This window comes from Chitinilyticum piscinae (genome assembly GCF_015223195.1).
Lineage (GTDB): Bacteria > Pseudomonadota > Gammaproteobacteria > Burkholderiales > Chitinibacteraceae > Chitinilyticum > Chitinilyticum piscinae.
The window spans coordinates 554,219-567,691 of sequence record NZ_JADFUA010000001.1 but is presented as its reverse complement, the minus strand read 5'-3'; the positions used below and the strand labels follow the sequence as shown (position 1 = coordinate 567,691).

14 protein-coding genes are annotated in these 13,473 nt (G+C 57.5%); 1 reads left to right on the top strand and 13 read right to left on the bottom strand.

What is annotated here, in order from left to right; all coding sequences use genetic code 11:
* Nucleotides 1-274 precede the first annotated feature (274 nt).
* Nucleotides 275-2,317 carry a YncE family protein gene (locus INR99_RS02600; RefSeq protein WP_194114724.1) on the top strand — a complete coding sequence of 681 codons (2,043 nt, stop codon included), beginning with the start codon at nucleotides 275-277 and terminating at the stop codon, nucleotides 2,315-2,317.
* 83 nt (nucleotides 2,318-2,400) lie between these two features.
* On the opposite strand, the gene INR99_RS02595 is transcribed toward INR99_RS02600, so the two are convergent.
* From INR99_RS02595 to rsmG, 13 genes are all read right to left on the bottom strand, one after another.
* The gene (locus tag INR99_RS02595) at nucleotides 2,401-3,663 is read right to left on the bottom strand and encodes a nitronate monooxygenase (RefSeq protein WP_194114723.1); all 1,263 of its coding nucleotides are present in this window, start codon (nucleotides 3,661-3,663) and stop codon (nucleotides 2,401-2,403) included.
* Between the two features lie 304 nt (nucleotides 3,664-3,967).
* The gene (locus tag INR99_RS02590; protein ID WP_194114722.1) at nucleotides 3,968-4,402 is read right to left on the bottom strand and encodes a F0F1 ATP synthase subunit epsilon; all 435 of its coding nucleotides are present in this window, start codon (nucleotides 4,400-4,402) and stop codon (nucleotides 3,968-3,970) included.
* 11 nt (nucleotides 4,403-4,413) lie between these two features.
* Nucleotides 4,414-5,793 (bottom strand): F0F1 ATP synthase subunit beta, encoded by a 1,380-nt coding sequence (gene atpD / locus INR99_RS02585; RefSeq protein ID WP_194114721.1) that lies wholly within the window; start codon nucleotides 5,791-5,793, stop codon nucleotides 4,414-4,416.
* 41 nt (nucleotides 5,794-5,834) lie between these two features.
* Nucleotides 5,835-6,704 carry a F0F1 ATP synthase subunit gamma gene (gene atpG / locus INR99_RS02580; RefSeq protein WP_194114720.1) on the bottom strand — a complete coding sequence of 290 codons (870 nt, stop codon included), beginning with the start codon at nucleotides 6,702-6,704 and terminating at the stop codon, nucleotides 5,835-5,837.
* A gap of 25 nt (nucleotides 6,705-6,729) precedes the next feature.
* The gene (gene atpA, locus INR99_RS02575) at nucleotides 6,730-8,271 is read right to left on the bottom strand and encodes a F0F1 ATP synthase subunit alpha (RefSeq protein WP_194114719.1); all 1,542 of its coding nucleotides are present in this window, start codon (nucleotides 8,269-8,271) and stop codon (nucleotides 6,730-6,732) included.
* An 11-nt stretch (nucleotides 8,272-8,282) separates the two neighbouring features.
* Nucleotides 8,283-8,819, bottom strand: coding sequence for a F0F1 ATP synthase subunit delta (locus INR99_RS02570; protein WP_194114718.1), 537 nt, complete (start codon nucleotides 8,817-8,819; stop codon nucleotides 8,283-8,285).
* 8 nt (nucleotides 8,820-8,827) lie between these two features.
* Complete coding sequence (locus INR99_RS02565) at nucleotides 8,828-9,298, bottom strand: F0F1 ATP synthase subunit B (RefSeq protein ID WP_194114717.1); 471 nt, start codon at nucleotides 9,296-9,298, stop codon at nucleotides 8,828-8,830.
* A gap of 34 nt (nucleotides 9,299-9,332) precedes the next feature.
* A complete protein-coding gene (atpE, locus tag INR99_RS02560) occupies nucleotides 9,333-9,617 on the bottom strand; it encodes a F0F1 ATP synthase subunit C (protein WP_028453977.1) in 285 nt (94 codons plus the stop codon).
* 112 nt (nucleotides 9,618-9,729) lie between these two features.
* Nucleotides 9,730-10,536 (bottom strand): F0F1 ATP synthase subunit A, encoded by an 807-nt coding sequence (gene atpB, locus INR99_RS02555; RefSeq protein WP_194114716.1) that lies wholly within the window; start codon nucleotides 10,534-10,536, stop codon nucleotides 9,730-9,732.
* Between the two features lies 1 nt (nucleotide 10,537).
* On the bottom strand, nucleotides 10,538-10,909 hold the full coding sequence (locus tag INR99_RS02550) for an ATP synthase subunit I (protein ID WP_194114715.1): 372 nt from the start codon (nucleotides 10,907-10,909) through the stop codon (nucleotides 10,538-10,540).
* Nucleotides 10,910-11,088: 179 nt separating this feature from the next.
* Nucleotides 11,089-11,925 (bottom strand): ParB/RepB/Spo0J family partition protein, encoded by an 837-nt coding sequence (locus INR99_RS02545; RefSeq protein WP_194114714.1) that lies wholly within the window; start codon nucleotides 11,923-11,925, stop codon nucleotides 11,089-11,091.
* 5 nt (nucleotides 11,926-11,930) lie between these two features.
* On the bottom strand, nucleotides 11,931-12,716 hold the full coding sequence (locus tag INR99_RS02540) for a ParA family protein (RefSeq protein ID WP_194114713.1): 786 nt from the start codon (nucleotides 12,714-12,716) through the stop codon (nucleotides 11,931-11,933).
* A gap of 22 nt (nucleotides 12,717-12,738) precedes the next feature.
* A complete protein-coding gene (gene rsmG, locus INR99_RS02535) occupies nucleotides 12,739-13,371 on the bottom strand; it encodes a 16S rRNA (guanine(527)-N(7))-methyltransferase RsmG (RefSeq protein WP_194114712.1) in 633 nt (210 codons plus the stop codon).
* Nucleotides 13,372-13,473 lie beyond the last annotated feature (102 nt).

The following is a 13,473-nucleotide window of genomic DNA, read 5'->3' as shown; positions in this document are numbered from 1 at the left end:
CCCCTCTCCTGCCATCCTCGCGACAAGGACAGTAGTCCATTAGCCGAGAGGGATAAGACGCACAGTGCCAGCAATCGAATTGCACAGCTAGTTACATAGCTTGCCTTCTCGAAGAAGCAGCTCAGAGAGTAAGAAATGGCGTGCAATAGGCGATTCAGGCAGACAGCTCACGCGCTGGCGCAAGAACGCACAGAATTTGCACTGCGCACAATTTCTGCGACAGCGTCACTAGCGCATGCCACCATGTATGCCTCGTGTCAGACGATATACAGCCATGCGCGCCTCCAGCCTTCTCCTGATTGCATTGCTCGGCCTGAGCGGCCAGACATTGGCTGAGCAACTCGCCAGCAAACCGTTCGAAAGCCAGAATGCTGAACCGGACTGGTATCCGGTCGCCGGACAGACCAGTGAGTCGCTGGTGCACTGGACCAAGCCGCCCAATTCGCGCTTGTCGTCGACGGCGACGGTGGCCAGGCAAGTGGTGCTGCTGATTCCTTCAAGCATGGCGGAAGTGCAGGAACCCGTCAGAGCACTGCTCAAGCGCGAAGGTTTCCGGCTGGAGGAAACAAAGGGCACGCTTCTTTACAGTAGAACGCAGATGTCTGGTGCGAACCGCTACGAAGAAGGCGAACTCTGGTGGCAGCTCTATCTATCACGCCATCCGGAAGTCCGACAGGCGTATATCGACCAGAATCATGCCCCAGACTGGCAGAAACTGATTGCCGCTGGCGCCATTGTTCCCGCCGATCTCAAGCAGCTAAATGCCTGGGCCATGGGGCGCAATCGCACTCACGACATCTTCGAAGTGCAAGACATTTCCATGGCGAACGAAGCGCAGCGAACAGAGCAGCCGCAGTGGCTGGCAAGCCGCGAAAATCGTTCCAGAACCGGCGGATTCATCCAGACCGATACCATCCGGATGTACGATGTCAGCGCATTTCTCGATGCCCCCTTTACGGCGGTAATCCTCAGTCGCAAAGACCGCTATCCCAACCCGGACTATAAACCGTTCGAATTCAAAATCTGCATCATGGGCAGCTGCGGCCAATCGGCCTGGAATTCCTACGACATTGTTCCGCAGGCCCTGCTCAGCAGGGTGCTGGCTGCTTTGCCCGCCAAAACTGCGATTGCCGATACCCCGCAGTTCTGGGAACCGCCCCCCCCTGCCGCACCCCTGCCCGAGTTTCACGAGATTCGGGCAGCTTCCGAGCCTGCTTTGCCGGGCGAGGGATACAACTGGCAGGCGCTCGCCATCGACACCTTGCCCCGCCTCAGACCAGATCCCAAAACCTTGCTGGTGTTGCCGAACGGCGATCTGCTGCTGGGCGAAACGCATTACACCCGTGACGACGCCAATCCCTATCTCACCACCGTGCACCGCTATCGCTGGACATCCGCCGTTCCGCAACGGCAAACGCTGTGGCAAAGTCCGCTGAATAGTAATGGCATCACGCTGGCGCTGGCGAACGATGGGCAAACACTGTGGTCCAGCCTGCGCACCATCAAGACCATGTATCTGCAGCGCCATGATCTGCGCAGCGGCGAAACCAGCAGCCAGGCGCTGCCTGGCCATGCAGGGGACTGGCAAAACTGGCAGCTGGGCAGCAATCAGCTGCCGCGTTTTTATGATCCCATTCCGGATTACACGATTCGCCAGATGCAAGCCGATGCGACGTTCACGACGACCCTAGCGGCAACGGCGCGCGCGAAATCCGGAGTGGCAGGCAATCTGCAAGCCGTGCATGGGCAATCTGCCGGTGTGGAATGGGCCGCTGACGATTGGGGACTGGTGGCGATTGATCCGGAGAGCGGCAAAACCCTAAGCAGTATTGCCTTGCCTGCGGACAGCAAAAACTATAATCCCGGACCTCAAGCCCTGGCAGCGTCGATGGCGGGCTGGGTTGCCCGCCCCTGGCTGCGCACCTTCACCGATGCCTCGGGAGAAACGCGGCGGCTGAACGGCGCCTACGTCGTGGATATCCGGCAGGGCAAGGTGCTGTTTTCAGCCAGCATCGATCAGCCGGGCAGTGCCATGTCGGCGATGGCGCGCTCAGCCAATGGCCGCCTGCTGGCGCTTGCGCAGGAACGGGACGGCAAAGCCAGCAACCGGATTGCCCTGTGGGATGTGCCTGTGGCGCGCAGCCCGCTTGCTCTGCAGCTGCCGACCGGCTTTGAAGCCAGTGATTTGCGCGATCTGGCATTTTCACCGGACGGGCGCTATCTCTATGCGCTGGGTGTTACTGGGGTTGTGCGCTGGAGCCTGCCCGCTGCGCTGCAGGATCACGCGCGGCCAGGCAATCTGCCTGCGGGAATCTGACGCAGCGCCCGTACCCATTCACGCATAACAGCAGAAACCACAACGCCCGCAAACGCGGGCGTTGTTCATGGCGGGAAGGGCGATCAAGCTTCGAGCGGGGGCAAAGCGACTGTGTTGCCCTTGCTGAACTGATAGTCCTTGAACACATGCTCGGCGCTCAACAGCTGATAGCTGCCATCAGCCAGCACATTCGTGGTGTCCTTCAGGCGATACGTGTAATGCCCACAGGTCCAGCAGTCGAAATTACGCATGTGCGTACACAGACAGGTCTTCTCGTAGACATGAATCTCGGAGATTTTCTTCGCGGTCGGATTGGCTTCGAGCACCTTGTTGTAGGCAGTCACATAGGCGCAGTTGCCGCTGGCATCCAGCAGATAGCCATAGGCTTCACAATTCGGCTTGATGCCAGAACCAATTGCCGGACAGCTCTTGATCATCCGCATCGGATAACCGGTCGGAGACAGCTCGTTGACCTCGATCTGGTCTTCGGTGGCCTTGAAGTATTCCTGCTTGACCTTGTCGGGCAGGCCACATTCGCGGGTTACGGTAAAGCGGGTCGCCACCTGCACGGCACCACAGCCCATTTCCAGATACTTGACCGCATCACTGCCGGTGAAAATGCCACCGGCCGGAATCACCGGAATTGCAAGATTTTCCGCCTGCAGCCAGGCAAGCACATCCTTCACGATGGATTCCAGATCGTACTCGGCCCAGTCCAGCCCGAAGCCGAGGTGCCCGCCTGCCAGCGGGCCTTCGACCACGACATAATCAGGCAAACGACCGGTACGCGCCGACTTTTTCAGGAACAACTGCAGCGCACGCACCGATGAAACGATGATACCCAGCTTGGCATCGCGGAAACGCGGGTGATCTTCCATCAATGCAAACGAGCCAAGATGCAGGCCGGCGGCGAGGGTAATGCCGTCAATGCCGGCATCCAGTGCCGCATGCAGACGCACGCGCAGCGTGTCCTTCGGCGCGTTCATCGTCAGTTTTTCCATGACGTTGATGAACACCATGCCAGCGCCCTGCTTGCGTTCCATGGTCTTGGTCACGTGCATGCGCTGAGCTTCAGCCAGTTGGTCAAGGTCAAACTGCACGACGGACTTGTCGGCGTTATTTACGTTGAACTTGTACTTGGCCAGCTTTTCCTTGACGTACTTCGTCTGGTAGCGGCGGTCGGTCACCGTCTTGATCATCGCATCGGAGATATGACCGATACCGCCAAGGCGTGCAGCCTCAAGCGCCAGATCGGCCGTCGAGATATCGACACCCATGCCGCCGATCATGATCGGCACGTATTCCTTGTCGCCAAACTTCAGACGAAAATCATCAACACACTTCATTCAGCTGTCTGCTTTGCTCCGGCTCACACAGGGCGCAGGCCGGCGATGCTATGTAAAAGGTGAATCATATCCTGATTTGCCCCTGTACGGGCAGGGAAGTGACAGGAGACAGGTCCGGTAACATTGCCAATTTATCTCCTTATCTGCAAGCGGTGGCTTCCTGACGCGAGCCAGTTCACATACTTGCCTTGGTATACACCTGAAACTCAGAAAACTCCATGACAGCGAGGCAATACCCATAAACAATAAAGGGCAGCCCTGAGGCTGCCCTTTATTGTTACTGCTAAGACTGCGTGCGTTCCGCTTAGCGACCGCCGCGATGCTTCATCTTGGACAGTACACCCAGCTTGGCGACTGCTTCGATCAGCTCGGCCTGAGCCATCGCGAACTCCATCGAACCGGAGTGGTTCTTCAGCGCTTCTTCGGCCTTCTTCTTGGCCTCGATCGCCTTGGCTTCGTCAATGTCGGCACCGCGGATCGCGGTGTCGGCCAGTACGGTCACTACGTGCGGCTGCACTTCCAGCAGGCCGCCGGAAACGAAGAGGATCACATCCTCTTCGCCGGTGTTGTCGGCTCGCTTGATGCGCAGTGCACCGGGGCGGATGCGGGTGAGCAACGGCGCGTGACGCGGCAGGATACCGATTTCGCCTTTGTCGGCAGGCGCCGAGATAAACTCGGCGGTACCGGAAAAGATCAGTTCCTCGGCGCTCACGACGTCCACATGCATGGTCATCGCCATGGCCTACCCCCTTATTGCAAGGTCTTGGCTTTTTCGATTGCTTCCTCGATCGAGCCAACCATGTAGAAGGCCTGTTCGGGGAGGTGGTCGTAATCGCCGTTGAGAATGCCCTTGAAGCCCTTCAGGGTTTCCTTGAGCGGTACATACTTGCCCGGGGAACCAGTGAAAACTTCAGCAACGTGGAACGGCTGGGACAGGAAACGCTGAATCTTACGAGCGCGGGCTACGGTCAGCTTGTCTTCAGCCGACAGTTCGTCCATACCCAGAATCGCGATGATGTCCTGGAGTTCCTTGTACTTCTGCAGGGTGGACTGCACGCCACGGGCAACGTAGTAGTGCTCGTCACCAACGACTTGCGGATCCAGCTGACGGGAAGTGGAATCCAGCGGATCAACGGCCGGGTAGATACCCAGCGCGGCGATGTCACGGGACAGTACCACGGTCGCGTCCAAGTGGGCGAAGGTGGTCGCCGGGGACGGGTCAGTCAAGTCATCCGCCGGTACGTATACGGCCTGAATGGACGTAATCGAACCAGTCTTGGTGGAAGTAATACGCTCTTGCAGGGCACCCATTTCTTCCGCCAGCGTCGGCTGATAGCCTACGGCAGACGGCATACGACCCAGCAGCGCGGATACTTCGGTACCGGCCAGGGTGTAACGGTAGATGTTGTCCACGAAGAACAGGATGTCACGACCTTCGTCACGGAAGTGTTCCGCGATCGACAGACCGGTCAGGGCCACGCGCAGACGGTTACCCGGCGGCTCGTTCATTTGGCCATAGACCATCGCCACTTTATCAAGAACGTTGGAGTCCTTCATTTCGTGGTAGAAGTCGTTACCTTCACGGGTACGCTCACCAACACCTGCGAATACGGACAGACCGGAGTGTGCCTTCGCGATGTTGTTGATCAGCTCCATCATGTTTACGGTCTTGCCTACACCGGCACCACCGAACAAACCAACCTTACCACCCTTGGCAAACGGACAAATCAGGTCAATTACCTTGATGCCGGTTTCCAGCAGATCAACGGTCTGGTTCAGCTCGTCGAACTTCGGGGCGGGTTGGTGAATGGCACGAACAGTTTCTGCGTTAACCGGACCGGCTTCGTCGATCGGGTTACCCAGTACGTCCATAATACGGCCGAGTGTAGCGTTACCAACCGGTACCGAAATCGGGTTACCGGTATTGCCTACGCTCATGCCGCGCTTCAGACCATCGGTGGTACCCATGGCAATGGAGCGCACAACACCGTCGCCAAGCTGCTGCTGGACTTCCAGCGTCAGATCCTGGTCAACGAGCTTGAGTGCGTCATACACCTTGGGCAGGGAGTCACGCGGAAATTCCACGTCGACTACCGGGCCGATGATTTGCACGATTTTACCTTGGCTCATCGTCGTTTCCTAAATTCTCATCAATTCGGGTTGGCTAACCATTAAACCGCTGCAGCACCGGCGACGATTTCGGACAGTTCCTTCGTAATCGCAGCTTGACGGGTCTTGTTGTACAGCAGTTGCAGGTTGCCGATCACCTTGTCAGCGTTGTCGGTCGCAGCCTTCATCGCCACCATACGGGCAGCCATTTCCGACGCCATATTTTCCGCTACAGCCTGGTACACCAGCGCTTCCAGATAGCGGTTCATCAGGTCGTCAATAACGGTCTTGGCATCCGGCTCGTACAGGTATTCCCAGTTGTAACCGTGCTCAGGCTGGCCAAATGACTCGCCTGACAGCGGCAGCAACTGCTCGAATACCGGTTCCTGTTTCATCGTGTTGATGAACTTGGTGTAGACGATATGTACTTCGTCCACTTCACCGGCGATGTAAGCATCAATCATGACCTTGATCGGCCCGATCAGTTGCTCGAGGTGCGGGGTATCGCCCAGACCGACCACACGCGAAATGACATTCGCGCGGCTACGGTTCATGAAACCCAGACCCTTGCTACCAATCGCAGTGACGGCGAAGCTGATGCCCTTTTGCTCATAGTCCTTGAGGCGATTGACCGCCAGACGCAGCATGTTGGTGTTCAAGCCACCACACAGGCCTTTGTCAGACGACACCACAATGACACCGACTTTCTTGACGGTATCGCGCTTGCTAAGGAAGGGGTGCGCATAGTCGACCAGCGCAGCGCTCAGGTGGGCAGCCACATTACGGATTTTTTCACCGTAAGGGCGGGCCGCCCGCATGCGATCCTGAGCCTTGCGCATCTTCGACGTGGCAACCATTTCCATGGCGCGGGTGATCTTCTGCGTATTTTTTACGCTTTTGATCTTGGTGCGAATTTCCTTACCGCTTGCCATGTTCTGATCCTCGTCTCAATATCGATCAGTAGGCAGCGCTGGACTTGAAGCTTTCCACTGCCTTCATGATGGCAGCTTCGTCTTCACCAGACAGTTCACCCTTCGCATCAACGCGAGCCAGCAGATCTGCATGGTTAGCCTTGAGGTGCGACAGGAAGGCAGCTTCGAAAGCCAAAGCCTTCTCAACCGATACGTCGTCGTAGGAACCCTTGTTGATCAGCAGCAGGGTAACGCCGAGTTCGGAAACCTTCAGCGGGCTGTACTGAGCTTGCTTCATCAGCTCGGTAACCAGCTTGCCGCGTTCCAGCTGCTTGCGGGTAGCCTCGTCCAGATCGGAAGCAAACTGCGCGAACGCAGCCAGTTCACGATACTGAGCCAGAGCCAGACGTACACCACCACCCAGCTTCTTGATCACCTTGGTCTGAGCGGCGCCGCCCACACGGGATACCGAGATACCGGCATTCATGGCCGGACGGATACCGGCATTGAACAGGTCGGTTTCCAGGAAGATCTGACCGTCAGTAATCGAGATTACGTTGGTCGGAACGAAGGCGGAAACGTCACCAGCCTGGGTTTCGATGATCGGCAGCGCGGTCAGCGAGCCAGTCTTGCCCTTCACGGCACCGTTGGTCAGCTTCTCGACTTCCACGTCGTTGATACGCGCAGCGCGTTCCAGCAGACGGGAGTGGAGATAGAATACGTCGCCCGGGAATGCTTCACGGCCCGGCGGGCGGCGCAGCAGCAGGGAGATCTGGCGGTAAGCAACGGCTTGCTTGGACAGGTCATCGTACACGATCAGGGCATCTTCACCGTTGTCACGGAAGAATTCGCCCATGGTGCAACCGGAGTAAGCCGCGATGTATTGCAGTGCAGCAGATTCGGACGCGGAAGCGGCAACAACGATGGTGTGACCCATGGCGCCGTGCTCTTCCAGCTTGCGTACGACGTTGGCAATCGACGAAGCCTTCTGGCCGATCGCAACGTAGATACACGTAACACCAGTACCCTTCTGGTTGATGATCGCGTCCAGCGCAACGGCGGTCTTGCCGGTCTGACGGTCACCAATGATCAGCTCACGCTGGCCACGACCGATCGGCACCATGGTGTCGATGGACTTGATACCGGTTTGCAGCGGCTGGGATACGGATTGACGGGCAATTACACCCGGAGCGATCTTTTCGATCGGGCTGGTCTTGGAGGTACCCAGCGGGCCCTTGCCGTCGATCGGCTGACCCAGTGCGTTCACCACGCGGCCAACCAGTTCACGACCAACCGGAACTTCCAGAATGCGGCCGGTACACTTCACTTCGTCGCCTTCGACGATGTGCTTGTACTCACCCAGTACTACGGCACCCACGGAATCACGCTCGAGGTTGAGCGCCAGACCAAAGGTGTTGCCCGGGAATTCCAGCATTTCGCCCTGCATTACATCGGACAGGCCGTGTACGCGGACGATACCGTCGGTTACGGAGACAACGGTACCAGTGGTGCTGGACTGCGCGCCTTCCGACAGATTCTGGATCCGAGCTTTAATCAGTTCACTGATTTCGGACGGATTGAGTTGCATTAAAAAATCTCCTAGCTCTTCAGGCTTGTGGCCAATTCTGCCAGCTTGCCGCGTACCGAGGCGTCAATCACCAGATCGCCGACCGTGACTTTTACGCCGCCGATCAGTTCCGGATTAACGCTCACGCGTGCAGTCACCGAGCGATTGAGTTGTTGCTTCAGGGCAGCGGTCAGCTCACCGAGCTCGCTATCGGACAGGGCGTAAGCCGTTTCGATATCGGCTTCCACCTCGCCGGCATTGGCTGCCTTGTAGGTTTCAAACAACTCGGCGATCGCCGGCAAAAGGGCGAAGCGACGGTTTTCCAGCAGTACGGCAATGAAGTTCTTCACTTCGTCAGTTGCCGCGCCACCCAGAATATCCGTCAGCAGGGCCTGCGCCTGAGCAGCGGAAAACTTGGGATTGGCCACCACGTCCAGCGCTTGCTCGTTCTGGGCTACCAGCGCGAGCGAGCCCAGCACGTCGGACCATTGGGTCAGCGTGCCGGTTTCTTTCGCCAGACGAAAGACAGCCTCGGCATAGGGTCTTGCGACGGTGATGTTTTCTGCCATGACTGTTCTTACAGTTCCGCTTTGATAGATGCCAACAATTGGCTGTGCTTGTTCGCGTCGATTTCGCTACGCAGAATCTTTTCAGCACCGGCCAGAGCCAGTTCGGCTACCTGCTGACGCAGGGCTTCCTTGGCCTGGTGAACCTGCTGGTCAACCTCGGATTGAGCACCAGCCAGAAGGCGTTCGCCCTCGGACTTGGCCGCAACCTTGGCTTCTTCAACCAGCTGGGCAGCGCGTTTTTCTGCCGAAGCAATAATCTCGGCGGCCTGTTGCTTCGCTTCGCGCAGCTTGTCGGCCGACGCCTTTTCGGCATTGGCCAGATCCTGCTTGGCGCGGTCGGCAGCAGCCAGACCGTCAGCGATGCGCTTGGCACGCTCTTCCATCATCTGAGTCAGCGGAGGCCAGACAAATTTCATCGTGAACCAGATCAGGATCCCGAAGGTGATCATCTGACCAAGCAGAGACAAATTGATATTCACGCTGAAAATCCTCCTTTAAAGGCTGATCGGATGATTAGTTAGCAGCAGCAGCTACAACAGCGTTCAGGAACGGGTTGTTGAAGGTGTACAGCATGGCAACACCAACACCGATCATGGAGATCGCGTCCAGCAGACCAGCGATAATGAACAGCTTGGTTTGCAGAACCGGGATCATTTCCGGCTGGCGAGCGGAGGACTCGAGGAACTTGCCACCCAGGATAGCAAAGCCCAGAGCGGTACCGATAGCAGCCAGACCGATGATGATCGCAGCAGCGATAACGGTGAAGCTTTGTACGGAAGCGATTTCAGCAACAGCCATTTAAAAATCTCCTAAAGAGGATAGTTGAGGTTGAGTAAAACAAAGGTTGGGATTACACGCGCCAGACCGGCAGTACCGCCCCGGCTCGATTCTTTACAGAATTCGGTACAGCTTAGTGATCTTCTACCGCCAGGCTCAGATACACGATGGTCAGCATCATGAATACGAAGGCCTGCAGGGTAACAACCAGAATGTGGAAGATGGCCCACGGCGCACCCAGCACCCACTGGATCCAGAACGGCAGCAGCGCGATCAGGATGAAGATCAGCTCACCGGCATACATGTTGCCGAACAGACGCAGTGCCAGGGAAATCGGCTTGGCCGCCAGCTCGATCAACTGGAAGGCAAAGTTCACCGGAGCCAGGATGATCTTCATAAAACCGTCAGCATGGAACGGGGCAGTGAACAGTTCCTTGATCCAGCCACCCAGACCCTTGGCCTTGATGGAGAAACCGATGATGAACAGCACTACGGTCAGCGACATGGCGAACGTCTGGTTGGCATCCGCAGTCGGAACAACGCGCAGATAGACATGATGCGGGTCATAACCCAGCGCGCCGCCAATGTGCTGAGCGATCAGGGGCAGCAGATCCACCGGCAAGAAGTCCATCGAGTTCATCAGGAAAATCCAGACGAAGATGGTCAGCGACAGCGGGCCGATAACCTTGCTCTTGGCGTGGAAGGCATCCTTGATCTGACTGTCGACCATTTCGACGATCAGCTCGACGAAATTCTGCAGTTTGCCCGGAACACCGGAAGTTGCCTTGCGGGCGGCATAACCGAAGATGGCGAGGAAAACAAAACCGAGAATCAGGGCAACCCAGAAAGTATCCAGGTGGAAACCCGAATGAGCACCAGCGTGTGTCAAGTGGTGCTGGATATACTCGGTTGCGGTAGGTCCGTTCGAAGATGCTGACATGTTATTTCTTACCGTCGAATTTAAACAAAAGCCCGAACCAGTAGGCGCTCGCAGCTGCCAGGTATCCGACAAACACCCACAGCGCAGCAACCTGCCGATAAAAAACAAACAATGCAGCAAAGGCGACAAAGGTCAAAGCCAGCTTGGCCATCTCTGCTGCAAAATGCATTCGTAATAACGCGGCTGGTGGGGCATACGCAGTGCGAAAGGCAATGCGGGCATACAGCAGGCTACCCAGCAGCGAAATTGCGCCACCACAGAGCCCGGACAGCGCCGCGCTCTTGCCTGCCAGCAGCGCAAGGAGAAGAACCAGCGCCACAGTGATCCCGACCTGCATGCGGATCACGCCGAAAATTTGCGCCTTCTTGACCATGTGCCACCATCAGCAAAACCCGGCGATTATACGGAGCTAGCTTGAGTTCCGTCAATTTTGCACATTGACGGAACAGGTTTTTTTTTGCTGCCCCATGCCATTGCACTGAAACAGTGCGCAACACACCCGTTACGGAAAATTACACGCAAGCGTAAGGTAAAACACCAATTGATCCAGTGTCAGAATTTGGAAATCAGCGCATCCAGCTGATCAAGGCTGCCATATTCGATGGTGAGCCGGCCGCAGCCCTTGCGCCCCGGCGTCAGTGTGACTTTGGCGCCGATTTTCTCCGAAAGCGATTCGCACAGGCGCAGCACATCCGGATCCGGCTTTTTCTGCTGCTTCTGCTGCGGACCATCCAGCAGACGCTTGACCAGTGCCTCGGTTTCGCGCACCGACAGGCCTTTCACGGCAACCAGCCGCGCCGCTTCAAGCTGGCGCAGGGTATCCAGCGGCAGCAAGGCGCGGGCATGGCCCATATCGAGTTGACCGTCCATCAGCATGTCACGCACCGGCTCGGACAAGGACAACAGACGCAGCAGATTGGTCACCGTGGCGCGTGACTTGCCCACCGCCTCGGCGGCCGATTCGTGGGTCATGCCGAATTCGTCGATCAGGCGCTGCAGGCCGGTGGCCTCTTCCAGGGCATTAAGGTTCTCGCGCTGGATATTTTCGATCAGGGCCATCGCCAGCGCGGCTTCATCCGGGATATCACGCACCAGGGCGCTGATTTCGGTTAGCCCGGCCAACTGGGCCGCGCGCCAGCGGCGCTCACCCGCGATGATTTCATAGCGCTCGTCACCCAGCGGGCGCACCAGCACCGGCTGCATCAGTCCCTGCGCCCGGATCGAATCGGCCAGCTCCTGCAAGGCTTCGGGGTCAAACTGGCTGCGCGGCTGATACTTACCGGCTGTCAGCGCCATCACCGATAGCGTCTGCAGCGTTTCTACCGGCGCACTATCGCCCATCAGCGCATCCAGACCGCGCCCGAGACCCTTGAATTTCTTGCTGACCATTTTGCTTAAACCGCTTGTGCCGAATGCTGCGGATTATGCCTTGCCAGCAGCTCTTCGGCCAATTGCAGGTAGGCCTGCGCCCCCTTGGACGATTTGTCGTAGGCCAGAATCGGGCGACCGTAGCTGGGTGCTTCGGCCAGGCGGATGTTGCGCGGAATAACAGTGTGATAGAGCTTGCTGGTGAAATGCTTGACCAGCTGATCGGACACTTGCTGCGCCAGCGTCGAGCGCGGGTCGAACATGGTGCGCAGCAACCCTTCGATTTCAATCTTGCGATTCAAATTCTGCTTGATGCGCTTGAGGGTCCCGACCAGATCGGACAGGCCTTCCAGCGCATAGTATTCGCACTGCATCGGAATCATCACCGAATCAGCAGCCACCAGTGCGTTCAGGGTCAGCAGGTTCAACGCGGGCGGGCAATCCAGAATCACGAAATCATACTGCCCTGCCAGCGCTTCCAGCGCCGATTTCAACCGCGACTCACGTGCGTCGGCATCGACCAACTCAACCTCGGCCCCCGCCAGTTCCCGATTGGTCGGTAGCACATCGAAGCCGCCCGTTTCCGAGTTCTGAATGGCCTCTGCAACGCTCGATTCACCGATCAGCAAGGTGTACACGGTGTGTTTGAGCTTGCTCTTGTCGATGCCGCTGCCCATCGTGGCATTGCCCTGCGGGTCGAGGTCGACCAGCAGCACCCGCTTGCCGAGATGGGCAAGGCTGGCGGCCAGATTGACCGTGGTAGTGGTCTTGCCCACCCCGCCCTTCTGATTGGCAATAGCCAGAATTTTCATTGCTTGAATCCGTATGTAGTACTTACTGTTGCTGCAGTTTCACCAGATGACGCTCGGCATCCAGCCCGGGCACCGCCAGCGCATCCACCCTGGCAACGGTAACCCCCGCTGGCAGATGCGCGATTTCCTCATGCGGGTAGACCCCTTTCAACGCCGCCCACTGCCCGCCTGCAGCCAGCAGATGGCCGGTCCACTGCACGAAATCCTTCAGCTCGGCAAAGGCCCGCGAGGTGATGCAGACAAATGGCGCTTCCGGATGATACTGCTCCACCCGGTCCGTCACCACCGTGACATTGTCCAATTGCAATTCCATGACAGCCTGGCGCAGGAAGGTCGTTTTCTTGTGGTTCGAATCCAGCAGGGTCAGCTGCCAATCCGGCCGCGCAATGGCCCACGGGATCCCCGGCGTGCCGAAGCCAGAGCCCACATCGAGAATTCGCAGCGGCGTCTCGCCCAGCACCGTCAGCGGCGCCAGTGAATCGAGCAGATGATGGGTGACCATGCGCTCGGGCTCGCGGATGGCGGTCAGGCTGTAGGTTTTGTTCCATTTGCCCAGCAGGGCGACGTAGTCAAGCAGCTTCTGCTGCTGGGCGTCTGTCAGCGGCAGGGACAGGTCGGCGAGTCCGGAGGACAGTTGCGATGCAAGATTACTCATGTGTGGTGCCTAATTAGCAGGGAAAACGCCTGAATACTTAACTTGGTATCAAGGCGCAATCCAATAAAATTCATGACTGCATGAATATACCCCATGCAGAAA

Excerpts from the sequence above, each read along its gene's own strand:
- INR99_RS02590 (WP_194114722.1), bottom strand. The coding sequence starts at position 4,402 with ATGGCGATGACCATGCATGTGGACGTCGTGAGCGCCGAGGAACTGATC.
- INR99_RS02595 (WP_194114723.1), bottom strand. The coding sequence starts at position 3,663 with ATGAAGTGTGTTGATGATTTTCGTCTGAAGTTTGGCGACAAGGAATAC.
- atpA (WP_194114719.1), bottom strand. The coding sequence starts at position 8,271 with ATGCAACTCAATCCGTCCGAAATCAGTGAACTGATTAAAGCTCGGATC.
- INR99_RS02545 (WP_194114714.1), bottom strand. The coding sequence starts at position 11,925 with ATGGTCAGCAAGAAATTCAAGGGTCTCGGGCGCGGTCTGGATGCGCTG.
- INR99_RS02550 (WP_194114715.1), bottom strand. The coding sequence starts at position 10,909 with ATGGTCAAGAAGGCGCAAATTTTCGGCGTGATCCGCATGCAGGTCGGG.
- INR99_RS02570 (WP_194114718.1), bottom strand. The coding sequence starts at position 8,819 with ATGGCAGAAAACATCACCGTCGCAAGACCCTATGCCGAGGCTGTCTTT.
- atpB (WP_194114716.1), bottom strand. The coding sequence starts at position 10,536 with ATGTCAGCATCTTCGAACGGACCTACCGCAACCGAGTATATCCAGCAC.
- INR99_RS02600 (WP_194114724.1), top strand. The coding sequence starts at position 275 with ATGCGCGCCTCCAGCCTTCTCCTGATTGCATTGCTCGGCCTGAGCGGC.
- atpE (WP_028453977.1), bottom strand. The coding sequence starts at position 9,617 with ATGGCTGTTGCTGAAATCGCTTCCGTACAAAGCTTCACCGTTATCGCT.
- atpD (WP_194114721.1), bottom strand. The coding sequence starts at position 5,793 with ATGAGCCAAGGTAAAATCGTGCAAATCATCGGCCCGGTAGTCGACGTG.
- atpG (WP_194114720.1), bottom strand. The coding sequence starts at position 6,704 with ATGGCAAGCGGTAAGGAAATTCGCACCAAGATCAAAAGCGTAAAAAAT.
- rsmG (WP_194114712.1), bottom strand. The coding sequence starts at position 13,371 with ATGAGTAATCTTGCATCGCAACTGTCCTCCGGACTCGCCGACCTGTCC.
- INR99_RS02540 (WP_194114713.1), bottom strand. The coding sequence starts at position 12,716 with ATGAAAATTCTGGCTATTGCCAATCAGAAGGGCGGGGTGGGCAAGACC.